The organism is Deltaproteobacteria bacterium, from assembly GCA_013151915.1.
Taxonomy (GTDB): domain Bacteria; phylum BMS3Abin14; class BMS3Abin14; order BMS3Abin14; family BMS3Abin14; genus BMS3ABIN14.
In genome coordinates this window covers 53783-78576 of the sequence record JAADHJ010000044.1, presented here as the reverse complement: position 1 = coordinate 78576, position 24794 = coordinate 53783, and the positions used below count along the sequence as shown (strand labels likewise).

Below are 24794 nucleotides of genomic sequence, written 5' to 3'. Positions count from 1 at the left end.
TCGGGTTAAGGAGCGGCTCACCGCGAACGGGTGGTGGTTGAACCTTGAACGTTGAACCTTGAACGTTGAACTTTGGACGTCGGGTTCCAGGCACCCATTTCCAGTATGATCCAAACAAGAGAAGGAAGATAATAATGTGGTTGTACATAGGTTTGAGTGTTTCCATAGGCATATGGGTGGTATTGGGAATATATGTTTTTTCCGAGATTAAGAAGACCTATGATAGAAATGGGGTCTTCACAAATAAACTTTTGAACCTTTGGTTTGTTATGTGGGGGTTTTACCATCTGGCGATAATCCTCTCGTCGCTATATGGGTTGTGGCTGATACCGCTTAACAAGATATTCGCCTTAACGGGTGGTTTGGTTTTGATTGTGGTTGGTATTGTTGTATTGGCAACAGGGATGATTGAGTTCCGCTCCTTGCGCAGAAGTTGCGGACAGGACATTTCAGAACTCATAACCACCGGGATATATAGATGGAGTAGAAATCCGCAGTTTATCGGCTGTCTTCTTTATCTTTCAGGTATATCGCTTGCCGGCCGATCAGGGCTTGCTTTTGTGCTTACTGGAGCGGCCACTATTGTTATCTGTTTGTATACTACTCGGCTGGCGGAGCCTTATCTTGAGCGTATTTATGGAGAGGAGTACCGTTCGTACAAATCAAGAACCGGGAGATGGCTTGGAATACCATGCCGTGTGTCCTCTGTTATTCCTTAGCAATAAGATAAACCTGGTGAGAACATGCATCGATAGACCGGGGAAAGGGCTGGGGAACAGGGTCAAAAACCCTAGCGCCGCAGGGTGGCGACCAGCCTCCTCGGGTTCAGCAGCAGGCCAAGCCCGTCGTTAACGCCCCTGACCACCACGTCGGCCGCCTGGACCACCTGCGACGCAGCTCCTTCCGGGCCGAGTACGGCGATACCGATGGCCGCCACCCCGAGCATTCCTGCATCGTTCCTTCCGTTGCCCATGGCCGCGGCATCCCCCTCCAGACCCTGGAGAAACGCCTCCTTGGCCCGAATCTGATCCTTACCGGGAATCAGGTCGAGGGACACGGGGAGATCCCGAAAAACCTCATGGGCGGTCCCGAAAGTGTCGGCGGTCAAAATGTGGATTGCGAGACTGGAGGAAAGACTCAGCAGGTTCCCCTCTACCCCTTCAATCAGCCGGCCGTCCAGGGTCAGGGTTCCGTTCATGTCGAGAACGAGGTGAAAAAGAGAAATTTCTTTCCATCCCGGAATTTTGATTCTAATCATGACGGCCTCGTAAAAAGTCTCTTGGTAACGACATGGGCGATTCTGACACCGCAAATAAGGTACGCATTATCGTGATGTACCTTGGTTTCTATATCGAATATATCACAAATTCCGGCAATAGCCTTTAGTTCTGCGTAAAAACGGACTCTGAACGCAAGGAGAGCCGGCCGCCCCTATCCTGACGGCCTCCGCGAACATGACTGTGGGAATCATAGTTCTGGTGACGTCTTGCATTTTGGCCGATCCTCAAGTAGAAGGCCTCTATGGGCTACGATTTCGACACATTCATTGACAGGCGAAGTACCCACTGCGAGAAGTGGGACGGGATGGAACATCGCTACGGGGTCTCACCCGAGGACGGAATCGCCATGTGGGTTGCGGACATGGAGTTCCTCCCGCCGCCCGAGGTGAATGACGCCATAAGAATCTCTGCCGACCACGGCATCCACGGCTACCCCGGAGATTTCGGCGCCTACCATGAGGCCATTGTGGAATGGATGACCCGAAGGCACAACTGGGACATCAACCCCGAATGGATCCTGACCACCCACGGCACCGTTATGGCGGTTAACCTGCTGGTGCAGACATTCTGCCGACCGGGGGATAAGGTGGTTCTCCAGACACCGGTTTATTATCCCTTCTTTACAGTCGTGACCGGCAACGGCTGCGAGGTACTTGACAACCGCCTGGTCAAGATCCGCGGCCGCTATGAAATGGATCTCGATACCCTGGGAACGCAGGTTGACCGCAGAACCCGGATGCTCATCCTGTGCAGCCCGCACAACCCGGGCGGCAGGGTGTGGAAACCGGACGAGCTGGAAAGGCTGGTCGAGTTCTGTCTCTCCAGGGACATTCTTATAGTTTCCGACGAGATCCACAACGACCTGGTTTACGAGGGACACACCCACACAGTACTGGCTTCCCTGGGCCCGGATGTGGCCCAACACGTCATCACCTGCACCTCAGCCTCCAAGACTTTCAACCTGGCGGGAACCATGACCGGCAATGTGATTATTCCCAACGTCGGTCTGCGCCGGAGATTTCTTGGACAGATGGCGCGCTGCGGGGTCCACGGACCCAACAGCTTCGGCCCCATGGCGGCCATGGCGGCCTATACCCACGGGGAACCATGGCTCGAGGAACTGCTCGCCTACCTGCGGGACAACCGGGACCGCGTGGAAGAGGTCGTGGAAAACCTTATGCCGGGGGTGACCTGCATGCCCCTTGAGGGTACCTACCTGTCCTGGTTGGATTTTTCGAACATCGGCCTTCCCATGAACGAGATCGTCCGCCGCGTGCAGCAAGACGCCCGCCTGGCCCTCAACCACGGCCCCACCTTCGGACCGGGGGGCGAGAACCACATGCGCCTTAATTTCGCATGCCCCCGATCCATGCTCGACGAAGCCCTGGACCGGCTGGCGAGGGCGTTCGCGGACGTGTAAGTCGGCATCTAACCTCTTTTATCAGCGCATCGAGGCTCCCTGATACCCCCAAAAACCAAATTTTTTCCTCAAGTTTTTGACCTATGTCATGTTCGCCCTGACACGGTACGGCTATGCTGTAGACAACAATAAGGAGATAGACGATGAAGCTTGCGAACAATCTCGGCGAAGAACAGATACAGAACGTGGTCAAGAATTATCCCCGCATCGGGGAGATTCTCAACGGCTACGAGATCGGCTGTGTCGAATGCGGCGTCGGCATCTGTCTGCTCAAGGACGTGGTTTCCATCCACGCCCTCGGCGAGGGGATCGAAGCGAAAATCGAAAAGCAAATCAATGACTATCTCGAAAATCGACAACCATCCGCCGCTTCAGGAGGTACATTATGAGTGATCTGCCCTGTGGATGCCCGGGTTCCAACCTGCGCACCATCGACCGTCCCGAAACCGAACAACCGGAAACCGGCGTCCTTCAGTCCGAGCTGCGCCAGTGGCCGACCCAACTGACCCTGGTACCGCCCACCGCGCCCTGGCTCCAGGATGCCGATCTGCTGGTCGCCGCCGACTGCGTCCCTTTCGCCTACGCCGACTTCCACCGCGAATTCATAAAGGGACGGGTACTGGTCAACGCCTGCCCCAAACTTGACGACTGCGGCCCCTACATCGAGAAACTGACCGCCATGTTCCAGCAGAACAACATCCGTTCGGTCACGGTGCCGATCATGGAAGTCCCCTGCTGTCGTGGATTGGCGGCCGTAGTCCAGCAGGCGATCTCCGCCTCGGGAAAGGATGTCCCCCTGGAGGTTGTAATCGTCGGCGTGGACGGTGAGTTGAGGAACTGACCGTGAAAACAGATGTGACAAAGGTGCTGGTGGAAGAACACCGGCTGATTCTGCGTATGATCGCCCTGCTTGAAAAGAACTGTGAACTTCTGGAGCGGAGACGTTTTGCCGACTGGCAGTTTTTTCTCTACGCGGTGGACTTCATCCGTCACTACGCCGACCAATTTCACCACGCCAAGGAGGAGGACACACTCTTCACCGCCCTGGTCGAAAACGGCATGCCGGAAGATAATTCACCGGTAGCTGCGATGCTCATGGAGCACGACCAGGGACGCGCCTTCGTCCGGGGTCTGGAACAGGCAGCCACAAAGGCGCTGGCTGGAAATAAAGGGCAGGAGACGGCAATCCTCGAGAATGCCCGAGGCTACGCAGCCCTGCTGCGCGATCATATCAACAAGGAGGACAACATACTCTACCCGCTCTCCGAGCGGATTCTCCCCGAAGACATGCGGCCGGGGATACTGACCGCCTACCGCCGGGCTGAAGGGTCGGTGCCTGCCGATTTCGTGAGCCGTTACCGGCAGATGGTGGAACGCTACGAAGAGCGTACCACAGGCTGAAAACGACGGGTCCCATAACAACCCGGCCGCAATCAGGTACATATCCTTTCGCATGGCATATTATCAAGGGCCATGACCCTCCTGAAACGATCCAACGGGAATTTACTTTTAAACCTTTTCCTTTCACGCGTGTCTTCATGTTCAGAACCCTGCGCGAAAAAAAAGTTGTCAAAAAGGGAAAGGAGAAAAAGATGGATGGTATCAAGGCGGTTTTCCATGGCAAAAGACCGTGTGTGTCTCTGACACTGGCGTCAATTTCCCTCCTGGGCCTCCTGGGCCTCCTGGCGGCGGGATGCGGCGGCACGGCCGAATCGACTCAGCCCATGTCGGCCGATCAGGCGGCGATTGTCGGTGAGATGGAATCATCGGGGCTCTTCGGGACCGATCTTACGGACACCAGCGAAGATGAGGAAGCCGCATCCCAGGCCCAGGCAGTTCCTTATACCGGGGTGGTATCCCTTCAATCCCTCTCCGCCGAGGAAGGGACAGCGGCCAGCCTGCCGCGTTTCTGGTGGAGGGGGGATGTCAACCTGGTGCAAAAAGATATCGACATCTCAATCGTCGGCGACACGGCCTCCGTATCGGTCACCCACTTCCTCGAGGGGACCTTCTTTATCGCCGATGATGTCGGCGGCACCCTGGTTCTATGGGGCAAGCCCTTCGAGGACACAGCTGTGCGTCATGCTCAATTCGCCAGGACGCCCGCAGGTTGGAAATTAACGGAAATCTCCCCTGTGGATATTAACCTGACCAACATGGACCAGCAGACCGTCGAGATAACATGGCTCGGCGCATCGGTTAACGGAGAGACAGTGTGGGAAACCGACGCCCCCGATAATCTCTTCGAGGTCCCGGGGGAAATTCCCACATTTTCCACCGGCGAAGAGGTGTTGGTGGAGGTCCAGGTGGAAAATTCATCCACCTCCGGTTTCAACCCGGCGCAGTTCGTCTTTCTTCACCGCCCGGGACCCGGGCTCTTTGGGAAAAGAATAAGAGACGTGATGTTCGATGACGGGACCAATGGAGACATAACCGCGGGAGACGGGATTTACAGCCGGACCTACACAATAGGACCGTGCAAGGGACGGCATTTCGCGGCCGTGGACGTCATCGACTCGGCAACCTTCGCCCAGCTTGAAGCGCCCTACAACTCCACTGCCTGGGGAATGCCTTACATCATTCAGTAACACCGGATCGATTTTCGACAGGTAAAAAAAGTACCCTTGAAAGAACGGTTATTCCCCCTAAGATGGGAATGACCGTTCTTTATTAACTGCGGGGCTACTCGAAAAGAGGATATTGGCGCCTACCTTGGATAATGGACCCGGCGTACCGGGTGACCTGGGGGGCGCGACCCGGGGGCGGCATGGGGACAAGATGGAAAGGTCTGGATCAGTTGCTTTTACCGACGGACTTCGCCGAGATTTTCCTGTCTTTTACCTCAAACAGACTGCTCTCGATATCCTCGAGGTGCTCACGCATTATACCGGCCGCGAGCTTCTTCTCCCCCGCTTTAATGGCGTTGAGCATCTCTTTGTGGCGAACAAGGGATTTTTCCGGCCTTCCCTTTATCTGCAGGTAGTTATCACGGCTCTCGCTGAAAAACTCCATGGCGGCGTCCATCATACGCAGAAGAATCCTGTTTTTTGTCGCCTCAGCCAACGCGTAATGAAACGCCTTATCAACATCCGTGCCTGTCCCTCCCCCGGCAACCTGCGATTCCTGATCGGCAAGGATTTTTTCCATCTGGTCAATCTCTTCAGATGTGGCCCGTTCGGCAGCCAGATAGGCGACCTGAGGTTCTATTAACCGCCGCATCTCGAACAGTTCACTCTGCGCACCCTTTTCAGAAAGGATTACAGAGGCAAAGGGTTTCACCAACAGCTCGACGGGCTGGCTGGCCACGTATGTCCCGTTTCCCTGCCGGCTTTCCAGAAACCCCTGGCTCTCAAGTGTTCGGAGAGCTTCCCTAAGGGACGATCTGCTTACGCTGAACGTCTCCGCCAACTCCCGCTCCCCCGGAAGCTGGTCACCCTCCTTGAGAATGCCATTGTTAATCATCTCGGTCACTTTTGCGACAATCTCCTCGTACACCCTCGTCTTTTTGATCGGCTTGAACATCATGGAATATTCCACCCCAGGCTTTCCGCTTAAAGGCTGACACAGGGCATGGCCAAAGGTGCCCCACCAGTAGGCCCTCAATAATTATTTAGTAGCGAATGGGAAGGAAATCAAGGAGAAAAATTGAAAAATATTCATGGTCGAGATCCTCGCAGCAGTTCCATCAGACACAAACCGCCATCGTACGACAGCTTCATCATCAGCTGATTCTTCATGTTCCGCTTGATAACCCGGCACTGGACGTTATAATGTGTGGCTGTGGAGGTGGTCCGTCCCCGGCAAACGGAGATTTTGTGTAGAATAACCAGTTCAATCAGGAAGACAAACATGACAAATGTTGACTGGATAGGATTTACCGTTGCTTCGTTAGCCGTTGTGCTTGCGCCCGGTCCCGGCTCTGTTTTCGTGGCTAAGACAGCCGGATCTGTAGGTGCGAGAGCAGGACGCATGGCCATGTTCGGCATCATGCTCGGTGACACATGTTTGATCATGCTCTCTCTACTCGGCATTTCTGCGCTTTTCATGACACACCCATCACTTTTTCACGCTGTTCGCCTGATTGGTGCCGGCTATCTGATTTTTCTCGGCTTGCAGTCAATCTTCGCCAATCGGAAAAACAAGTCAGTGGTTCCTCAGGATTCTGCTTTGTCTTTGCGGAGAGCTCTCACGATTACGCTGCTCAATCCCAAAGCCGTATTTTTCTTTATGGCGTTTTTTCCGGTATTTATTCAATCTGCTCAAGGTGGACTACTTGTTCCATATGTCGGCATGACCTTTGTTTTCATGGCGATCAGCTTCACATATCTCTGCATTCTCAGCCATGTCTCATCCAGAGTTGGCGTGGCATTTCAAGAAAGTCACACGATTCAGTCAATCACACGGAAGGTGTGCGGATGGCTGTTTATTGGTTTTGGGATAAAAGTGGCAGTTGCATCGAGGTGATCGAACAAGGCAAATGCAGCGGACGCGGGATACTGCTGCACGGTGCGAAGAGAGATTCGTAAATATTGATTAGAGATAAACAAGATGAAATTATCAATAATACTTGCGCATCCAGACAGCAATAGCTTCAATCACGCAATTGCCGATATTGCATTAAGGACACTTATATCGCAAGGCCATCATATATTTTTTCATGATTTATATGAAGAAAGTTTTGATCCAATTCTTCCTGCAAATGAGATGGAAAGAGATGCAGATATTCATCCGTATATAGAGAAGTATTGTAATGAATTGAAAGATTCTGATGGAATTATAATAGTTCATCCAAACTGGTGGGGTCAGCCGCCCGCAATCTTGAAAGGATGGATGGATAGAGTAATTCGTCCTGGAGTTGCATACGAATTTCAAGAAGGCGACGAGGGCGAAGGGGTACCAAAAGGATTATTGAAAGCACAATCAGCTATTGTATTCAATACATCCAATACTTTACCTGAAAGAGAGGAGAAGGTTTTTGGTGATCCTTTAGAAACTATATGGAAGAATTGCATATTTGGTCTTTGCGGAGTTACACGATTCCATCGAAAGATGTTTAAAATGGTTATAATAAGCACAATTGAACAACGGAGCCGATGGCTTGAAGAGGTTGGAGATACTGTATCAAAGTTTTATCCAAAGGACTAAACAATGATAAATGAAATGAATAAATGAAAAAATATTTTAATAAATATATAAGCTATGCTGTAATATTGATTTTAATATTCTCAGTAACAATAAAACTATATTCAATATTTACCTTCCCTGAAGTTAATGATTGGAATTATCATGAAATTAAAAAAATTGATAAAACAAACGATACATATAGCTTTGCCGTGTTCGGCGACAATAAGAATTCAATAACAACATTTGATGAATTGATAAACAAATTAAATCATGATGATATAATATTTGCCATCGACATCGGAGACTTAGTCGAGGACGGAGAAAAGGAAAAATTCAGATTTTTTATAAATCAGATTAAAAAAGCCGATAAACCTTTCCTTACAGCGATTGGCAATCATGAATTACGCGAAGATGGAAGAGCTAATTACTATCCAATGTTTGGAAGATTCTATTATTCCTTCAAGGTTGGTGAATCATACTTCATCATCCTTGATGATGCAAATGAAGAAAGATTGGATTTATGGCAGTTGGATTGGTTAGAAAACGAGTTGCAAAAAGCACAATCGTATAAATACCGCTTTGTATTTATGCATGTCCCATTATATGATCCACGCCAAGGAGAAAACGAAGAAGGTCACAGCTTGAAAGATTTGACATTTGCAGGACAGTTAAATGATATTTTTGATAAATATCATGTTTCAATGTTATTTTGCTCGCACATTCATGGATATTACAAAGGATATTGGAAGAATACACCTTTTACTATCACAGGAGGAGCTGGAGGTGAATTAGCCGGAACTGACCCATCCCATTATTTTTACCATTATATGAAAGTCAATATATCTCAAGAAGGAATTAAATATGAAGTTAAAAAATTAAAAAGCCCTGACTTTGAATTAATCGACAGATTGATTCATGATGCTTGGATATTTATTTATGCATTTATTGTGGTCCATTTTATTGATATAATAATCATAACAGGATGTATGTATCTTTTAATATTGCTTTTTTTAAGCAGAAGGAAATTAATATAGCAAAGAATGAACAGGGATGGTAATTACCCGACACTTCCGCCCTTGACCGTCTCCCGGTCCCAGGGCAGACAGACCGTTACCCGGGTCCAGGCCCCTTGTTCGCTCTCCAATTTTACTCTTCCGCCGTGAAGTTCGACAATTCTCTTCACGATTGCCAGTCCCAAGCCGGAACCGCCGTGCTGAAGCGACCTGGACTTTTCGACCCGATAAAACTGTTCAAAGACCTTATGGATTTCAGCCTCGGCAACGCCCGGGCCCGTGTTGGTTACGATTATCGTCAGTTCAGCAGCGGATTGGTCGCCGACCACTTCAACCCGGCCGCCATTCACGTTATATTTGACGGCATTGTCCAGAATATTGGAAAATGCGCGGTTCAACTTTGCCGCATTTCCTTTCACGATAAGTTGCTCAGGAAGACGGGCGTTTATTTGAATATTGCGCGTATCAGCCAAAAAACAATAATCAGCTATCAATGATTCCAACATTTTGACCACATCTACCGGATCTTCTGTTGTGGTGCCTTCGATTTCAAGCGATGACAGATCCAAAAGATTTTTCACGAGCTGCTCCATGCGCAGCACTTGCTCAGTCAGCCACGCAAGGTTTTCCGCTTGCAGGCCAGGTGGATGTTCGCCGTGGGCTGAGCGTATTTCATCCAGCGCCAACCGCATCATGGTCAGTGGGGTTTTCAATTCGTGGGACGCATCGGCAAGCAGCCTCTTTTGCCGTAAGAAGGCATGCTGCAGCCGGTCAAAGACCTGGTTGAGGGTTTGCGCCAACGCGTTGAATTCATCACGGTCACCGGTTACCGGTATCCGCCGGTGCAGGTGTTTTTCCGTGATATCCCGGGCCTGGTCGTTTATGATCCTGACGGGTTTCAGGATAAACCCGGCAACAAAATAGCTGATAGCCATCAGCAGCAGCACTGAAAACGCAAGCCCGCTGACGACTCCAATTATGATATCCCATGTTTCTTCTTCAAGTTTTTCCATGGGACGGCCTACATAAACCAGAAACGTCCTCCCATCAAGTACAATTTTGGAACCCTTGACCCGGAAGGTCACCTCGTTCTGACGATCCTGCTCTAAATGGATTTTTTCCGGGGGGATGATGACGCTGACAGTAGCACTGGAGCCTGGTGCCGGTTCCGGGATGTCTATCAGTGTAGCCAAATGAGACCGGTAAACCGGCCGACCGGTGTTCTGATCGTAAATCTTCAGCCAATAGCGATCATCGCCGACAAACAAAGGGTTATCCTGAATCGAATACCCCTTTTCCCAGCTCTTTTTCTCATTTTTTAAAACAATACCGACAGCCCGTTGGGCGGCGGTTTCCAGCTCAGAATCAATAATTCTAAATGGCTGTTCGAGCGTTTCCCACAATATGATGCAGGAAAATACCAGACTGGATAAAAAACCGGCTGCTGTAATCAACAGGGAAATTTTTTGACGAACGGTCATTCTGCTTCATCCTTGATAATATACCCTACACCACGAATGGTCCGGATGATGATGCCAGGGCCGGAATCCCCAATCTTACGCCGCAGGTTTTTAATATGGACATCCATGAAATTCGACATGCTGAAGGGATCAAATGCGTCTCCCCAAACATGTTCAGCCAGGCTGAAACGCGACACGGCCCTGTTCTTGTTGTAGAAAAGAAATTCCAGAATGGAGAACTCCCTGGCGGTCAGTTCCACGGGTTCGCCTCCTTTGGTCACTTCGCGGCTTACGGTATCGAGCTGCAGGTCCCGGACCTGCAGCACCGAATCAGCCTGGCTGCCGGATCGCCTGAACAGGGCACGGATGCGCGCCAGCAACTCATCCAGCGAAAATGGTTTGGCCAGATAGTCGTCAGCGCCCAGATCAAGCCCCTTGATCCTGTCGCCGACTTCCCCCCTGGCGGTCAGCATGAGAACGGGCGTGATTATGCCGGCCTGTCGAATTTCCTGCAGGACAGATAGCCCGTCCCGTTTCGCCAACATGATATCCAGAATGATCAAATCGAACGGGGTATCAAACAGCTTGTCCAAAGCCTCTTCGCCATCCGGTGCGGTCTCAACCATGTAGCGCTGGCCTTCAAGTGCGCGCTTGAGTTGATCTAATAAGGACTGCTCATCATCGACGATCAATATTCTCATTGCACCGCCACCCAACAAATTGTTCCTGCTGTAAAAATATGTTTTATGGTTCATCCCGCAAATAAGTACCTGGAGCTGTACCCTTCGACTGGCTCAGGTTAACATGCGATATTAACCGTTTTATGATTGAGCGAGGACAACTACCCGCCGATAAAGTCTTAAGACCTTTTCCGTGATTTTTTCCATGGAATAGTCCTCGGCAAATGCCAGACTGTTCTCAGACAAGACCGATAACCGTTGGTCGTCCTCTAAAAGATTTGCAACCGCTTCGGCCCAGCTCTCGGTGCTTTCCGGCACCTTGAATCCATTGTAGCCGTCTTTGACCACGTCGTAGACCCCGCTGGCTCGCACCGCCACTACCGGACAGCCACCGGCCATGGCTTCCAGCAAAACCATTCCCTGAGTCTCGGAGGTCGAGGCAAACACGAAAAGGTCGGCGGCCAGATAACACCGGACAACCTCATGCGGCGCCAGATTCCCGGTAAAAACAACCCGGTCATCCATGCCGAGCCCGGCTACCTTCTTCTCAAGTCGTCCCTTTTCCGGACCGTCTCCCACCAGTAGGCATTTAAACGGCGTGTGGGTCCGATCTTTCACTTTCGCCAGCCCGTCGATTAAAAAATCGAGGTTTTTTTCTTCTGCCATTCGTGAAACGCTGATCAAAAGACGCTCGCCTGAGGCGGCATATTGACTTCGCAGAGCCTGAACCTGTTGCGGAGACCAGAGCCTATAATCCCCGATGTTGATACCGGTGGGAATTGTTTCGATCAGGGCGCTGACACCAAGGTTCCTCAGGTATTCCTCTGTGGAGGATGTGGGTGTGATAATGGCATCGCACTTGTTGGCGAAGTGCTTGATCAGGAAATGGGCGGCAAGGTTTTTTAGAACCGTACCCGGCAGAGGGATGTAGCTCGTATAGCGTTCCAGCCGGGTGTGGTAGGTGAAAACCACCGGTATGCCGCATTTCTTGGCAAGCCGCATTCCTTTCTGGCCAAGCCAGAAAGGATGGTGGACATGAACCAGGTCGCAGCCAAAAGTTTTAAAAACCACGTCAATTTTTCGGGAAAAGATATTGGCAACTGGAGAGTTGTTCAAATGGGCATAAAAAAGTGCAGGGCATCGGAAGACGCTGCCGTCCGCGGGGTCCGGCCATTGTTGCGGATAGGTCGGCGCGAAAACCTTCACCGCCGCATTCAGATGAACGAGCCCCCGATGAAGCCGATCAATGGAAAGGGGCACCCCACCGATAAACGGAAGGTAATTGTTGGTGAACATGGCCACACGAAGCGGCGATTTCGAGAGCGCATCTTCATCAATACTGAAATCGCGGTACAAATGCTCCTGGCGAATAATCAGCGAGTATACCTTCAGGGCGATGAGGCTGATAACACCCAGGGTCGCCAGAAAGTTAAACAGGCTGATGTAAAAAAAGGAGTGCAGGAAGAGCCCCAGCGTTTCCAACTGATAGCGTAACGTACCTAGCCGGCGGGGGGCGGCCACGTTTTCACAGGTCACCTTATTCGGCCCCACATCAACTTTTACAAACTGGTAACGGTCTTTTCCCTGTCCGAGGAGCAATCCGCCGCCGCCGCCCGATACGAAATACCGGACCCCTTGTACAACGGTTTCATTGTAAGTGGGATAGCCGGCCGAAAAAACCGCCGTCACCCGGTACCGGGAAAACAGGCTCTGCAGGTTCCGGCTGAGGTTTTTTTCCAGAACATATCTGGTATCATCTGGATCAAAACCCGGCAAAGGAAATAGAGAATGGCTCAAAACCACAAACCGGTATGGGTATTTTCCGGCCATCATCAATTCCTGCTGCAACCATTGCATTTGCCATTTCCACGACGTTTGCCCGGTTGAATCAAGGAAAATGAAATAGGCGTTTTTAAGATGGAAAGAAAAGAAATACGGCCCGAAATGCCGATAAAATTTACTCGCCCCGAAATCTTCGACCTCGTTATGCCCGGCGGCCAACACGTACGGGATGCCCAGTTTCTGCAATCCGCGGTACAGCAACCGGTATTTGTCCTCTGCACCGTCGTAAACGGCGTTTCCGGCAGAGATGATAAAATCCACACCCTTAGCCCTGATCATGGGCATGATGCGTTCATCGAAAATCTGTATGGAATTCCTGATATTACCGACAACAGCGAATTTGAAGGTGTCTTTACCGTGGAGGCGGGTCTCGATCTGGTCAATATGGTCGGCGTTGAGCGCTTCGTAATCCGCTTCATAAATAAAGAGATAAACCTTGTATCCAACGAGAATGGCCATAAACACCAGAATACAGGCCAGGAGCAGCTTCAGTTTCTTTTTGCGGTTCATTGCCGAGCTGCCTTTCCGCAGTTAAAAATTTCTCTGTAGATAATGACAATACCGATCAGCACCCCGACATAGATGGTCAAAAATCGCCAGGACAGAGTCAACAGCGTAATGTCCTGTTTTTGCACCAGTTGGGCGAACAAAAGCCCATACCCGCCTTCGGCGACCCCTGCGGCCCCCGGCGTCGGGGCAAAGTACATGAAAAAGGTCACCACCACCTGAAAGGACAGCACCGTCAACAACGGCACCTGGTACCCCAACGCCCTGATCAGAACGACGGAAAAAGAAAACAGCAGAAGCAAAAAAAGACCCGTGCACACACAAGACAGTGCGGCCCAGCCCGGGCTGTATCTGAAATACCGTTTGAACCCATTTGAAAACAGGTCCAATTCATGAGAAATTTTCAGAAAAAAGGATCTGAACCGCCGCCGTGATATAATTTTGAGGATGTTGAACAACACCAATACCCGAAACAGCCAGCGCTTGATTACCCTGATCCGGAAAAGGATGACCCAAAAAACCGCGAGGTAAAGACATGAAAATCCGGCGATGCCATAAAGCAAGCTTCTGTGTAAAAACATACCAAACAAATTCGGTTCGGCCCAAATGATGATGGGTGTGAGCGTGAAAAGTATCAGGGCGGCCAGTATGGTTCTGATCGATGTGGCCGCCGTCGCTTCCCCAACGGGCATTCCTTTTTGCTTCATAAAATAGACCTGGACCACACCGCCTCCGGTGGCAAGGGGCGTGACGTTTGAAACGAATATGTTGACGAAGACGAGTTTGACGATATACGCAAATGGGATGTGGAACCCCATCGCCCGGATGACGCAATACAACCGCAAACCGTCGGCCAGGAAATACAGAATCAACAGAACTACCAAGCCACCGATGATGCGAACCGAAAGCAGGTGGGGGTCTATCCTTAACTGCCCCCCTGAAAAGATTCGGTGAACAAAATAGATGGAGGTGAAAGACAGCAGGAAAAACAGCCCAGCCAGCCCGAAATAAGCCAGGACACGCCTGGAGACATGCACGGGCACATGGTGTGACATGGGACGAAACATCTTCATCATCAATGAAAATCCTTGAGACATTCTTTTTGCGGCAGGTTCTCACGGACCATGTTTTCGGTCTTCGCGTCCAGCTGCGAAATGGCTTCGGCAAGCTTGTCCGCCAGGTTTTTAACCTGTCCGAAACGAAGTTCAGGCGGCACCTTGATGGGCTCACCAAAGACCAGGCATACCGTTGTGAAGGGCAGAGGAATCTCCATCCGGTCCCATCGCCTGTTAAACACCATTTTTCGGCGGCTATCCAAAGAAACCGGCAAAAGGTCAAATTCAAGCGCCGACGCCATCCGTATCACGCCGCTCTTTACCCGGCCACGTGGACCCAGCGGGCCATCCACCGCAATTCCCCATGCACGGGCCTCGGACAGAACTTCCCTCATAAGTCTAAGGGAATCACGGCTTGGACGATCCGGCATCTGAGTGCTCTGATAACCGAAGTTTCTGCCGATTTCAGCGATAACGCTTCCCCGCACTGAGCGGCTGCTGACAACACACGCTTTGCAGCCCTCCAGCAGGGGAAATATCGGCACGTATTTTCCGTGCCAAAAGCAAAGTAGAAAACGCTTCTCATCAGCGTACAACCGGTCCAGGTTCTCACGGCCTTCAATATGAACCCGCCAGGTCATGCGTTGTAAACGCAGGACCCAGGATAACATCCAGCCTTTGAATTTAATCATCACTCTGCGTTTCCCCATAGCAGCAACACCCTGCCCCGCCAGTGCACCCTGAGATGTTCCCGGTCGACTTGATATCCACTGCTCCTCCTGTTGACCAGCTTCATAGCGAATCTATCATGGAGCTCATTCTCCAGTGCGACCAGGGAGCCGTCATACTCGCCCGTGTCCTGTGCCGCGGTGATCAATCCGGTCAGGTGACGGCGATGCTGCGTCTCTATCGTTCCCACGAAAAGGGGGACATTGTTTCCGGTGATCCTTGCATCCGCAGGCCAAAGACGCAGCACCCAGCGCTTATTCTTTCCCCGGTGAGCAAGGCGCAGGCGGTCAACCCGGCCATTGTGAAGATGCGGCAGAACAGGCAACTTCTCAATCGGCGTGTCCGGAGAAAACATCCCCAAAAAATTTTTCAAGTTCAACGACGGCGGGCGCTGCCATCCCCTGGTTAACAGATATTGGGCCAGTTCATCGGGCGGTCCGGCCCACTGGATGGTGAGAGGTTGTTCCCATTCGCCCTTCATGTCAATCCGCCAGGCGGGAAGTTCGCGCCAGCCATCGGCCAACCATGTCGCGAGCGGCATGGATTGTACGTTGTATCGGGGAGCGTAAAACGCAAGATCCTTTTCGTGACGCCGGCTCACATGCCAGCTACCGGCGATCACGATGACGAGTACGGTCACAAGCCCCAGCAAACGCCGGGGTACGCCTTCACTTGGTCTTTTCAGGTAGGCGATTCCAAGCAGGGCGACCCAGCTTGTGCCGATGAAGAATCCGCCCAGGACATCGGAAAGCCAGTGGGCGCCCAGGTAAAGGCGGGAGATCGCGACAACAAAAGAGACCACAAAGACGCTGACAAATAACCCCCAGCGCAGAGTGCTGGAAAGACCCCTGGCAATTAAAATAGCGAGGAAGCCATAAAGGATAACGCTCATGGTTGTATGGCCGCTGGGAAATCCATAGGCCGAGGTCCCATGGTAGAGAGCCACGGGCCGTGGCAAATGGATCAACCATTTCAGCAATTGAACGCCCAATAAACCACCGAGTATGGTCAACACCCAATATCCAGCGGTGCGGTAGCGGCGTTTGAGAAGAAGAACGAGCAACACCGCACCGGATATGCAAATATTTACAAACGAATCGCCGAGCTCCGTGACGGCTACCAGTATATGATCCCCCCATGGGGTTCGCAGAGATTGAAAAAAATGATAAACCGCCTGATCCGCGATCACCAGCGGATCTTTGGCCAGAACATCCTGCAAAACACCGAGAAATCCCCATCCTGCGACAAAAAGCATCAAGACCAAAAATCCGAAAAATAACTCCTCTCCTTGCTGACGGAGGAATAGATAAAGGAGGAGCCGTTTTACGGGAAGCATCACCCCATGAACAGGCGTGTCCGCGGCGGCCCAGTCTTTCAGTGCGGCAAGCCAGATCGGCCCTCGATGTCCGACCAGTACTACCAGCTTACGGCTGAGCCAAATGAAGCCCCACATGGCAGCGAGGAGAATGAAAATGAGCACGGCCAGCCGAGTGCTGACCGCTCCGGCCACTGCCAGCGAGGTCCCGAAAAAGACTCCCGGCAGAATATAGACGAAGGCCCAGCCGATGGCCGACAACACGTTGACGACGCCAAAATGCAGCGGACTCATGCCCAGCATTCCGGCCACAATCGGGATTACCGGACGCACCGGGCCGACAAAACGACCAAACAGGACGCTTTTGCCGCCATGCCGATGAAAAAAGGCCTCTCCATTTTGCAGCATGCCGTGATAGCGGGAAAAAGGCCAGATCCGCCGCAGCTTTTCCTGGTAGTGGTGACCCAGCCAGTAGCTGATACCATCCCCGGCGATGGCTCCGGTGGCGGCCAGCAACAGGACGGGCTTCAGCCCAAGGCTGCCTGTGGCCACAATCGCACCCACGCCGAACATGATAACCGTGCCGGGAACAATCAAACCGACCAGCGCCAGGGATTCAGACAGGGAGATCAGGAAAATTCCCCCGTAGGCGAGGGCGGGGTGATGGGTGATGAAAACCAGTAATGCTTTTATATAAAGCACAGGGGTTACCGTCTCCTCGTCCCATGGCTTAGCGACCGGACGACACGGTCCATCAATTGGTGGCTGACTCGGATCAGTTTCATATTTAAAGGCTTAAGACGTCCTGCAAGCCAGTGAATCAACCCGGCGCTCGCCAACCCGACAACCAGGCTACCGGCCATGTCAAAGGGAAAATGCATACCGCTGTACACCCGTCCCCATGCGGTCAGGGTTGCGACAACCAGAAGCACAATGCCGCAAGTGGTCCAACGCCGGGCCATTAGCAGATAGAACGCGGCGGCAAACATCAAAGTGGCATGATCACTGGGGAAAGAGGTTTCCGGGCCATGCGGAAAGAGCGGTGTGCAAAGTCCGACCATGTAAGGCCGCGGGTGAAAGTAGAACAGACCTATCAACTGGTTAATGCCCAGGCCGACGATGGCGGCCTCGGTTGCTTCGAGCAGAGCGGTTTTTCTGTTTTTATCCACAAAGAACCAGAGAACGACAAACAGGGCCGCCAGCAGATAGGGACCGCCTTCGGCAAAAAAGACGGCAAACCCATCCACAATCAGATGATCCCCGGCCCCGGCATGAATCCACTGAAAAATTTGAACATTCAGATTCGTTGTCATCCTTCATCCCATTGTTGTGCCTGGGATAAACGGTCCTTCCATCTACGCCGGTAGAAGGTCACCAGAATACCGCACCCGATTACTATGGCCAGGGTAATCCAATGCAGGTTCTGCAAAACCAGTTGCTCGTTGCGGCCGAACCAGTAGCCTATGGCCGCCAGTACCAATACCCATACCCCTGCGCCAAGAACGGTGGCTGCACAAAAAGCGAAGATGTTCATCCGGGCCAGCCCTGCCGGAAGCGAAATATACTGGCGAATGCCCGGCAGCAGGCGGCCGATAAAGATGCTGATATGCCCGTGGCGCTCAAAAAAACGGTCCGATTTTTCCAGCGACCGGGGCCTGATCAGTAGATAGCGACCATATTTTTCAAAAAATGGTCTTCCAAATTTCAGGGCAAGCCAATAGTTGAAAACAGCCCCTAAAAGGCTTCCCAGTGTGCCGCAAAGAATGACCATCCCGATGTTCATTTTCCCGGTGAAGGCAAGATAGGCTGCCGGAGGGATCACCACTTCGCTGGGAAACGGGAAAAATGAAGATTCGAGGGCCATGAGCATCACGATTCCAGGATACCCCCATTGGCCGACAGTATCAGCCAGCCAAACAACGAGCTGGTGAAACATATCAAACTTCCTTTTCGTAAGCGGTGTTTTCGGAATATCCGTTGTTGAAATGGTACCCGCACTGACCGGCGCAAAGTTTTACTTCATCTATATCCCGCTGATCTATCGGGAAAACCTTGCAGGCCTGCGGACGGCAGGAACCGTAGACAAAACATCTCCCCTGTTTTGTCAGCATCGGACAGGTGAAGAGCAGGTTGCAGCAGGCACCGCATTGACGGCAATCGCCTTTACGGACAAGAAGTTGGCGCTGAACATATTCCTTTCGGAGATGAACCAGCCGGAAACGTCTTAACTTGCCGATAGTGTGAAGCATAAAACGGGAGTCCTTAAACGCCTGTGTAATAGTGCGAATCAAACGATGGAAAAAGGTGGTTACACCGGTGGCCTGCTCAAACCATTTGCATACGCTGTGGCTAATTATCTGCATTTCCGCTCCTGTTGAAGAGTTCTCCGATTACCTTCTCGTTATTCACCTGGATCTTATCGCGCTCATCCATTCACCAGAAATTGATCCAGCACCCGAGCTGGAGCAAAAGGCATGTGGCCGTAACGAATGGCCAACGGCAAAATAATCAACGCCTTGCCCGGACTATTTGACGGCAATATAAATTACTATCATGAAGAGAGCATGAACGTGAAGACCTCTAATCGAATTTCTTGCGGAATTCCTTCTCGGGTTGGAGGAGGGAGCGGAGCCGGCCGGTGTCTTATGTTAACCAACAGGATGTCTGGAATTGAGGCACTATTTTCTGGTGGATAAGATAGTAGAGTAGGACTGGCGAGCAGCATTAGGCAAGCTTCACCCGTATGCCACTGTGGAAAGCGAAGCGACGGAGCAATCTCAATCAGTTCGATTGAGCAGTAAAGTTATCGAAAAAAACATAAGAATCAGATTTTGACCATAAACCAATCTTGCCATCTATCTTCTTCTTAAATTTAAAACTAATATATCGTTTGTTGTTCAGATAACCCTCGGCCCTATCATCCTTGACAACGACTTTTAAGGTGTACCATTTTCTTGACCTTATAGGAACATTTCGTATCCATTGCACAACGGAGCGGTAACCTCTCTCCATTTTGAAAGCTACTATGTTATTTTCTGCTGGATTGGCTCTTATAACCAGATAATCACCGTTTGGTTTAATATTAAAGGCAATACCAGCCGCCCGATCAATTCGCCCACTAATTGCCTTAAATTTTACGGATATCGTTCCACTGCTGAAACTCTTAATTCCTTGATAAATAGTCAGAGGGAAATACTTGTATGCCGCAAGACTATCTAAGAATTCAGCATACCGTTGTCCATATAACGCCTTTGCCTTATCCGCAATTCCGGCAGACATCGTTCCCCTCGCCCACTTTCTGCCATCAACCGCATAGACCATCTTGTTGCCATCCTTGTCTATGTACCAGGTCCCCACAAACGAGCTAAAGGATTTCGACGGTGCACCAACGACCTCATTGTCAAAATTAACGCTAATGGTTTTTCCGGCAAAGACAACCCCTGGTGCTAAAAATAAAAAAAGAACTATAACTAACAGCGGCGTTTTTGTTCTCATCATTTTTTAAACCTCCTTCTGAATTTAAAGTTTTTAACTACAAACGCCAATATCATTCCCATGGGAATCAGCAAATAATATGTGTACTGAATAATTGACAATTTTTCTTTCACAACAAGTGGGTGTCCGGGAAACCTGGCTTCCTCATTCCCATGACCGACACTTATCCCGGCAAGTTTAAATATTATCGGGAATATTTCCTGTTCACTGTTAGAGTATGTTTTCTCGGACTTTCCATTGACTTTGTAAACAAACAACCCATAGTTCTTCTTGAGTTCGTTACCCGTCATCATCTTAACTTTCACATCATTTCTTACCAGATCCAGCTTTTTCAGAAAGCTCCTTTGATAATCTTCAAATCTGGAATCTCCTTTTCCCATATATACGTCGATTTCAAGGTTAGGAACCTTTTTCAGCGATTTTGAAATGTTGGAGGAAAATGAGTTTCTATGACTTTCTGTCATGTCAACGTTAAGCGTAATGTGAGAAATAATAAACATGGCAAACAGGAATAGAATAACTGCCAAGGATATTGATTTCCACTTACCCCTTAAATCAAACCTTAAAAAGATATAGGCCAAGACAAAAAAGACAGAGCAGATTAGAATAAAATACATGACGGCTGTAAAAGAGAGAATACCGTTTTCAAAATACTTTAGGACCCGGGTGACCGTCCACCCTGAAATAGAGGATTGAAACGGCGACATGTTCATATTTCTACCGAAATCGATTACCCATGATGATATGATTAAGAATATTGAAAAGATTGAAGCATTCGCCGTACTGTCGAACAGAGATGCCGAAAAAAATGATACCGATACGACAAACATGCCATAAAGCAGATACCCTGATATCAACAGGAATAACTCGTTAAACGGGATATGCCCACCATATATTCTCCACAAAATAATACACGGAAATGTTAACATCAGGACAAACAACAAGAATAGAAAGGCAGCTATTATTTTTGCTATAAGAATATCTTTAAAGCTGAAAGGGAGTTGCGTTAGAATGGATAAGGTATTGTGCTCTTTTTCAAGACTTACCAGCGGAATTATCACAAACGGTAGAAACAAGGAAAAAAGGACAAACAAGCCGCCGTAAGTTGGTCCAAATACGCCCGGTACCGGCTCAAAGCCCCTCGCATACAAAAGATTGTTAACCGCAGCCAGGCTTTGTTCACTATATAAACCAACGGCCGCAAGAAACCCGTATCCAACAATAAAACTCACAAGCACCAGGAACAATAAAGCTGTTTTTGAGAAAAACGTATCCTTAATTTCTTTTAGACTGAGTATAAGAAACGGCCTCATTGGATTGCCTTCATGAAGATTTGCTCTAATGAAGAATTATCCTCTCCGAATGTCTGCTTCAGCGTTTGTATGCTTCCCTGAGTCACAACCTTGCCTTCGTTAAGCAACACGTAGTGGTTACATATTTTTTCTGCATCATAGAGCTGATGTATGGAGAGGATGAACGTTCGACCTTTTATGTTTTCGGATTTAATATACTCCAATATTTCAATCAGTTGGATAGGGTCAAACCCATCAAAAGGTTCGTCAAGTACCATAACTTTTTTGGTATTGGACAATGCAAAAAAGAGCTTTAATCTCTGATGACAACCTTTTGACAGATAACGTATCTTTTTATTCTTTACCTTCGCAAGATTAAGTATCTCAATCAAATCCGTATCGATATGTTTTGTCACCGCATTGATAAATTGAATGAAGTCATCAACATAGTAATCCGGGTAGATTTCCAGGTGTTCCGGCATATAGGAAAGAATCTTTCTTTTCCCTTTAAACAACATGAGCGGCCTGTCATTAAAATATATTTCACCCTCATCAGGATTCTGAAAACCTGAGATTATGTCCAGAAGGGTTGATTTACCGGCTCCATTCGGGCCGATAATACCCGTAATAGACTTTTCTGATACTTCAAAACTGACCTTATTCAACGCAACGGTTCTAAAATATCTTTTTGTAATATTACAAATTTTTAACATTTTACTCTTTATAATATCTCTCATATATATCCGCGGTTAAAAACCACCGGATATATGGTCCAAGGGAACGCTGGTACCATAAACGTGCGGTAACGATTATGGCGGCAAAGCATATGATCATCACAATCAACGCCTTGCCCGGGCCATTTGACGGCAATATAAATTACCATCATGAAGAGAGCATGAAGTTGGAGTGGGGTTACAAAGTTAAGGGTGGTGATTGAGATGCAGCGTATCCTGCAGACGGCGCAGGAAAGCGCGGTGCGTCGGCGTTTCGTGAGCCAGGTGCCGGTACACGTGCACCTTGACCAGATCGGTGATCAGGGCCGAGGAGATGGAATAGCCCCAGATAAGGGCGATCTCCGGCCAGGTGATGGGTGTGATGAGGCCGAAGCCATAGGCCGCCACCAGGGTGGCTGCAACCTTGGTGATCACTGCGGACCAGATCATAACGGGCGCCGGCCATGGGCGCTTCCAGAAGTATCCTTTGGAACGCGCTACGAAGAGGACCAGGTGACCGGCCACCGCCATCTTCAGGAAGACATAGGTCTGGATCTGCGCCACATCCAGCCTGAGCCAGTCCATGGCGATGAGCAGCATACCCATGCTGCCGATCACACCGACGATGCCCATGGCCGTAGCCACGGTTATCACCTGTCGCATCTCCCAGTGAACCGGGTCTTTCTCCAGCCCCGTCCGGTCGTAGGCGATGGTCATGATGGGCACATCGTTGAAAAAGGCGAGCATGATGATCATGACAGCCGTGATGGGATAGAAATTGAAGGACACCATCGCCAGCACAACGAACAACATGATGCGAATAGTTTCACTGATGCGATAGATGGCGTAGGCGTTCATGCGCTCGAATATGCGGCGCGCCTCCTCGATGGCACGCACGATCACCGACAGCCCCGGTGCGGAAAGCACCAGGTCGGAAGCAGCGCGCGCGGCATCCGTGGCCCCGCTCACGGCTATGCCCACATCCGCTTGCTTGAGGGCGGGAGCGTCGTTAACGCCGTCACCGGTCATGCCGCAGATATGGTTGCAGTTCTCCAGGATCTTGACGATGGCGAATTTATGCTCGGGAAAGACCTCGGCGAAGCCGTCGGCCTTCTCTACTGTCGAGATGCCTGTTTTGTGGTCTTTGCCGTCGTCCTCGACAGGCAACGCGTCGGCCTTGAGAATATTGCTGCCCAGCCCCAGTTTGACGGCCATCTGCCGTGCAATGGCGACGTTATCGCCCGTAACCATCTTCACGGATACGCCGTAGTTCCGAGCATCCGCTATGGTCTGTGCCGAGTCCTCGCGCGGCGGGTCGAAGAGTGAGAGGATGCCGAGAAATGTCCAGGCGGTGTCGCTGCTGTTCTTGCGCGCCACGCCGAGGGCACGGTAGCCCTGGGCGGCGAAGGCATCCACCACCTGCTGCGCTCGCGTCTGCTCGGCGCTGGAGAGGCCGGCCATCTGCATGATGATCTGCGGTGCGCCTTTGGTCACCTGGAAGGTGCGGCCGCTGCTGTCCTGGATCGTCGCCTCTGTGCGTTTGTGTACCGGATCGAAGGGAACAAAGGTGGTCTGAGAGAAGGCTGTGAGCTGTGTCCTGTCTTTCAGCCCTTCCAACACGGCATCGTCGATAGCGTCGCGGTTCTCCGCTCGCGAGGCCAGCGCTGCGGCCAGAAGTACCGCCTGTTCATCGTCAGCATTGAAGACCTCGATCTCACCCAAGGTCAGGCGATTCTGCGTCAGGGTGCCCGTCTTGTCCGAGCACAGCACATCCATGCTGGCCATCTCCTCGATGGATTCCAGGCGGGTGACGATGGCTTTGTGCTTCGACAACGCCATGGCGCCCACCGCCATGGTCATGGAGAGTACCGCAGGCATGGCCACCGGGATGGAGGCCACGATGAGGATGAGGGCGAACTGCACCAGCTCGATCCAGGGCGCGCCCCGGTGCAGTTGCTCAAGCACCAGCACGGTCACCAGTGCCAGGCTGACGTAGATAAGATAGTCGCCGATCGTGAGCACCGCTTTCTGGAAATGGGAGACGGTTTTCGCCTGCTGCACCAGGCTGGCGGTCTTGCCGAAGCGGGTATTGGCACCAGTGGCCGTTACCTCGGCGACCACCTCGCCTTGCTTGGCTACGGTGCCGGAGAAGGCCTCGTCGCCGGCCAGCTTGGTCACCGGCAGGGATTCGCCGGTGAGCGCCGACTGGTCGACACTGAGGTAGTCGCCCTCAACCAGTTTCACGTCGGCGGGAATGACGTCGCCCGGACGAATGCGAATGATATCACCGGGTACCAGCTCCTTGGCATCGATTTCCCGCCATTTTCCGTCCCGCAGCACGCGTGCCCTCATGGCCAGTTGCTTCTTCAACGCCTCTACGGCGTTGCCGGCGGTATATTCCTGCCAGAAACCGACGCCGGCGTTGAAAAAGAGCAGGATAAGGATGATCCAGAAATCGGCCCAGTGCCGCACCAGGGCGGAGAGGGACGCCGCCACTTCGATCATCCATGGGATAGGGCCCCAGAAATAGCCCAGGAACCGACGCAAGAGAGAGGTCTTCTTTACCTCCAGGGCATTGGGACCATACTGCGTCAGGCGGCGTGCGGCCTCGCTGCTACTGAGTCCACGGCTCGAATCAACGGTGTCGGCAACCACATCGGATGTAGTGTTCATCGTGCGTATTCTCCTCGAAGAAAGCAGAAATTGTGTTCAGTTCTTAAGTTGCCCTTGTGGAAGTAGATGCTCATTTGCTCCTCCCACCGGAATTTTTTGACTTTTTTTTACAACTGTCAAGGGATAGTGGACTCCCTGGATGGAACAGTCTGTGTAAGTTTAGCAGAATCGTTCCGAAAGGGGGTATGAATGGAAG

General features: G+C 50.9%; 24 protein-coding genes. 10 read left to right on the top strand and 14 right to left on the bottom strand.

The window, feature by feature from the left end; all coding sequences use genetic code 11:
* Positions 1-134 precede the first annotated feature (134 nt).
* Positions 135-719, top strand: coding sequence for an isoprenylcysteine carboxylmethyltransferase family protein (locus GXP52_08595; protein ID NOY87343.1), 585 nt, complete (start codon positions 135-137; stop codon positions 717-719).
* A 71-nt stretch (positions 720-790) separates the two neighbouring features.
* Here the strand turns inward: GXP52_08595 and GXP52_08590 are convergent, their stop codons facing one another.
* Positions 791-1258: an ATPase P gene (locus tag GXP52_08590; GenBank protein NOY87342.1), complete on the bottom strand. Its 468-nt coding sequence runs from the start codon at positions 1256-1258 to the stop codon at positions 791-793.
* Positions 1259-1521: 263 nt separating this feature from the next.
* Between GXP52_08590 and GXP52_08585 the strand changes: the two genes are divergently transcribed.
* The 5 genes from GXP52_08585 (at position 1522) to GXP52_08565 (ending at position 5288) form a co-directional block, all read left to right on the top strand.
* Positions 1522-2700, top strand: a complete 1179-nt coding sequence (locus GXP52_08585) for a pyridoxal phosphate-dependent aminotransferase (protein ID NOY87341.1) — start codon at positions 1522-1524, stop codon at positions 2698-2700.
* 143 nt (positions 2701-2843) lie between these two features.
* Positions 2844-3089, top strand: coding sequence for a hypothetical protein (locus GXP52_08580; protein ID NOY87340.1), 246 nt, complete (start codon positions 2844-2846; stop codon positions 3087-3089).
* Complete coding sequence (locus GXP52_08575; protein ID NOY87339.1) at positions 3086-3541, top strand: iron-sulfur cluster-binding oxidoreductase; 456 nt, start codon at positions 3086-3088, stop codon at positions 3539-3541. Before GXP52_08580 ends, GXP52_08575 begins: the two co-directional genes overlap by 4 nt.
* Positions 3542-3543: 2 nt before the next feature.
* Positions 3544-4101 carry a cation-binding protein gene (locus GXP52_08570; GenBank protein NOY87338.1) on the top strand — a complete coding sequence of 186 codons (558 nt, stop codon included), beginning with the start codon at positions 3544-3546 and terminating at the stop codon, positions 4099-4101.
* Between the two features lie 191 nt (positions 4102-4292).
* Complete coding sequence (locus GXP52_08565; GenBank protein NOY87337.1) at positions 4293-5288, top strand: hypothetical protein; 996 nt, start codon at positions 4293-4295, stop codon at positions 5286-5288.
* Positions 5289-5493: 205 nt separating this feature from the next.
* On the opposite strand, the gene GXP52_08560 is transcribed toward GXP52_08565, so the two are convergent.
* Entirely contained in the window at positions 5494-6225 is a 732-nt protein-coding gene (locus GXP52_08560) for a FadR family transcriptional regulator (GenBank protein ID NOY87336.1), read from the bottom strand.
* Positions 6226-6549: 324 nt separating this feature from the next.
* On the opposite strand from GXP52_08560, the gene GXP52_08555 reads away from it, so the two are divergent.
* From GXP52_08555 to GXP52_08545, 3 genes are all read left to right on the top strand, one after another.
* Positions 6550-7164: a LysE family transporter gene (locus GXP52_08555; protein ID NOY87335.1), complete on the top strand. Its 615-nt coding sequence runs from the start codon at positions 6550-6552 to the stop codon at positions 7162-7164.
* Positions 7165-7248: 84 nt separating this feature from the next.
* Positions 7249-7845, top strand: a complete 597-nt coding sequence (locus tag GXP52_08550) for an NAD(P)H-dependent oxidoreductase (GenBank protein NOY87334.1) — start codon at positions 7249-7251, stop codon at positions 7843-7845.
* Positions 7846-7868: 23 nt separating this feature from the next.
* The gene (locus GXP52_08545) at positions 7869-8858 is read left to right on the top strand and encodes a metallophosphoesterase (GenBank protein NOY87333.1); all 990 of its coding nucleotides are present in this window, start codon (positions 7869-7871) and stop codon (positions 8856-8858) included.
* Positions 8859-8881: 23 nt separating this feature from the next.
* On the opposite strand, the gene GXP52_08540 is transcribed toward GXP52_08545, so the two are convergent.
* The 8 genes from GXP52_08540 to GXP52_08505 form a co-directional block, all read right to left on the bottom strand.
* Positions 8882-10318 (bottom strand): HAMP domain-containing histidine kinase, encoded by a 1437-nt coding sequence (locus GXP52_08540; protein ID NOY87332.1) that lies wholly within the window; start codon positions 10316-10318, stop codon positions 8882-8884.
* Positions 10315-10998, bottom strand: a complete 684-nt coding sequence (locus GXP52_08535; GenBank protein NOY87331.1) for a response regulator transcription factor — start codon at positions 10996-10998, stop codon at positions 10315-10317. The genes GXP52_08540 and GXP52_08535 overlap by 4 nt, the downstream gene beginning before the upstream one ends.
* Positions 10999-11118: 120 nt before the next feature.
* Entirely contained in the window at positions 11119-13329 is a 2211-nt protein-coding gene (locus tag GXP52_08530) for a glycosyltransferase (protein NOY87330.1), read from the bottom strand.
* Entirely contained in the window at positions 13326-14402 is a 1077-nt protein-coding gene (locus tag GXP52_08525; GenBank protein NOY87329.1) for a flippase-like domain-containing protein, read from the bottom strand. Before GXP52_08525 ends, GXP52_08530 begins: the two co-directional genes overlap by 4 nt.
* Positions 14402-15073, bottom strand: coding sequence for a hypothetical protein (locus GXP52_08520; protein ID NOY87328.1), 672 nt, complete (start codon positions 15071-15073; stop codon positions 14402-14404). Before GXP52_08520 ends, GXP52_08525 begins: the two co-directional genes overlap by 1 nt.
* The gene (locus GXP52_08515; GenBank protein NOY87327.1) at positions 15073-17127 is read right to left on the bottom strand and encodes a phosphatase PAP2 family protein; all 2055 of its coding nucleotides are present in this window, start codon (positions 17125-17127) and stop codon (positions 15073-15075) included. The genes GXP52_08520 and GXP52_08515 overlap by 1 nt, the downstream gene beginning before the upstream one ends.
* A gap of 5 nt (positions 17128-17132) precedes the next feature.
* Complete coding sequence (locus GXP52_08510; protein ID NOY87326.1) at positions 17133-17738, bottom strand: undecaprenyl-diphosphatase; 606 nt, start codon at positions 17736-17738, stop codon at positions 17133-17135.
* On the bottom strand, positions 17735-18361 hold the full coding sequence (locus tag GXP52_08505; protein NOY87325.1) for a DedA family protein: 627 nt from the start codon (positions 18359-18361) through the stop codon (positions 17735-17737). Before GXP52_08505 ends, GXP52_08510 begins: the two co-directional genes overlap by 4 nt.
* A gap of 49 nt (positions 18362-18410) precedes the next feature.
* Between GXP52_08505 and GXP52_08500 the strand changes: the two genes are divergently transcribed.
* Positions 18411-18653 carry a hypothetical protein gene (locus GXP52_08500; protein ID NOY87324.1) on the top strand — a complete coding sequence of 81 codons (243 nt, stop codon included), beginning with the start codon at positions 18411-18413 and terminating at the stop codon, positions 18651-18653.
* Between the two features lie 553 nt (positions 18654-19206).
* Here GXP52_08500 and GXP52_08495 read toward each other — a convergent pair.
* From GXP52_08495 to GXP52_08480, 4 genes are all read right to left on the bottom strand, one after another.
* Complete coding sequence (locus GXP52_08495) at positions 19207-19923, bottom strand: hypothetical protein (protein NOY87323.1); 717 nt, start codon at positions 19921-19923, stop codon at positions 19207-19209.
* Entirely contained in the window at positions 19920-21233 is a 1314-nt protein-coding gene (locus tag GXP52_08490; protein NOY87322.1) for an ABC transporter permease, read from the bottom strand. The genes GXP52_08495 and GXP52_08490 overlap by 4 nt, the downstream gene beginning before the upstream one ends.
* Positions 21230-21949, bottom strand: coding sequence for an ABC transporter ATP-binding protein (locus tag GXP52_08485; GenBank protein ID NOY87321.1), 720 nt, complete (start codon positions 21947-21949; stop codon positions 21230-21232). Before GXP52_08485 ends, GXP52_08490 begins: the two co-directional genes overlap by 4 nt.
* Before the next feature lie 183 nt (positions 21950-22132).
* Positions 22133-24598, bottom strand: coding sequence for a plasma-membrane proton-efflux P-type ATPase (locus GXP52_08480; protein NOY87320.1), 2466 nt, complete (start codon positions 24596-24598; stop codon positions 22133-22135).
* Positions 24599-24794: the final 196 nt, after the last annotated feature.

What these genes read in the sequence shown, in the direction of transcription:
- GXP52_08490 (NOY87322.1), bottom strand. Translation starts at nt 21,233, where the DNA reads ATGAGGCCGTTTCTTATACTCAGTCTAAAAGAAATTAAGGATACGTTT.
- GXP52_08560 (NOY87336.1), bottom strand. Translation starts at nt 6,225, where the DNA reads ATGATGTTCAAGCCGATCAAAAAGACGAGGGTGTACGAGGAGATTGTC.
- GXP52_08545 (NOY87333.1), top strand. Translation starts at nt 7,869, where the DNA reads ATGAAAAAATATTTTAATAAATATATAAGCTATGCTGTAATATTGATT.
- GXP52_08495 (NOY87323.1), bottom strand. Translation starts at nt 19,923, where the DNA reads ATGATGAGAACAAAAACGCCGCTGTTAGTTATAGTTCTTTTTTTATTT.
- GXP52_08590 (NOY87342.1), bottom strand. Translation starts at nt 1,258, where the DNA reads ATGATTAGAATCAAAATTCCGGGATGGAAAGAAATTTCTCTTTTTCAC.
- GXP52_08535 (NOY87331.1), bottom strand. Translation starts at nt 10,998, where the DNA reads ATGAGAATATTGATCGTCGATGATGAGCAGTCCTTATTAGATCAACTC.
- GXP52_08480 (NOY87320.1), bottom strand. Translation starts at nt 24,598, where the DNA reads ATGAACACTACATCCGATGTGGTTGCCGACACCGTTGATTCGAGCCGT.
- GXP52_08520 (NOY87328.1), bottom strand. Translation starts at nt 15,073, where the DNA reads ATGATTAAATTCAAAGGCTGGATGTTATCCTGGGTCCTGCGTTTACAA.
- GXP52_08595 (NOY87343.1), top strand. Translation starts at nt 135, where the DNA reads ATGTGGTTGTACATAGGTTTGAGTGTTTCCATAGGCATATGGGTGGTA.
- GXP52_08510 (NOY87326.1), bottom strand. Translation starts at nt 17,738, where the DNA reads ATGACAACGAATCTGAATGTTCAAATTTTTCAGTGGATTCATGCCGGG.
- GXP52_08540 (NOY87332.1), bottom strand. Translation starts at nt 10,318, where the DNA reads ATGACCGTTCGTCAAAAAATTTCCCTGTTGATTACAGCAGCCGGTTTT.
- GXP52_08575 (NOY87339.1), top strand. Translation starts at nt 3,086, where the DNA reads ATGAGTGATCTGCCCTGTGGATGCCCGGGTTCCAACCTGCGCACCATC.
- GXP52_08500 (NOY87324.1), top strand. Translation starts at nt 18,411, where the DNA reads ATGGTACCCGCACTGACCGGCGCAAAGTTTTACTTCATCTATATCCCG.
- GXP52_08485 (NOY87321.1), bottom strand. Translation starts at nt 21,949, where the DNA reads ATGAGAGATATTATAAAGAGTAAAATGTTAAAAATTTGTAATATTACA.
- GXP52_08565 (NOY87337.1), top strand. Translation starts at nt 4,293, where the DNA reads ATGGATGGTATCAAGGCGGTTTTCCATGGCAAAAGACCGTGTGTGTCT.
- GXP52_08505 (NOY87325.1), bottom strand. Translation starts at nt 18,361, where the DNA reads ATGTTTCACCAGCTCGTTGTTTGGCTGGCTGATACTGTCGGCCAATGG.
- GXP52_08585 (NOY87341.1), top strand. Translation starts at nt 1,522, where the DNA reads ATGGGCTACGATTTCGACACATTCATTGACAGGCGAAGTACCCACTGC.
- GXP52_08555 (NOY87335.1), top strand. Translation starts at nt 6,550, where the DNA reads ATGACAAATGTTGACTGGATAGGATTTACCGTTGCTTCGTTAGCCGTT.
- GXP52_08525 (NOY87329.1), bottom strand. Translation starts at nt 14,402, where the DNA reads ATGATGAAGATGTTTCGTCCCATGTCACACCATGTGCCCGTGCATGTC.
- GXP52_08530 (NOY87330.1), bottom strand. Translation starts at nt 13,329, where the DNA reads ATGAACCGCAAAAAGAAACTGAAGCTGCTCCTGGCCTGTATTCTGGTG.
- GXP52_08550 (NOY87334.1), top strand. Translation starts at nt 7,249, where the DNA reads ATGAAATTATCAATAATACTTGCGCATCCAGACAGCAATAGCTTCAAT.
- GXP52_08580 (NOY87340.1), top strand. Translation starts at nt 2,844, where the DNA reads ATGAAGCTTGCGAACAATCTCGGCGAAGAACAGATACAGAACGTGGTC.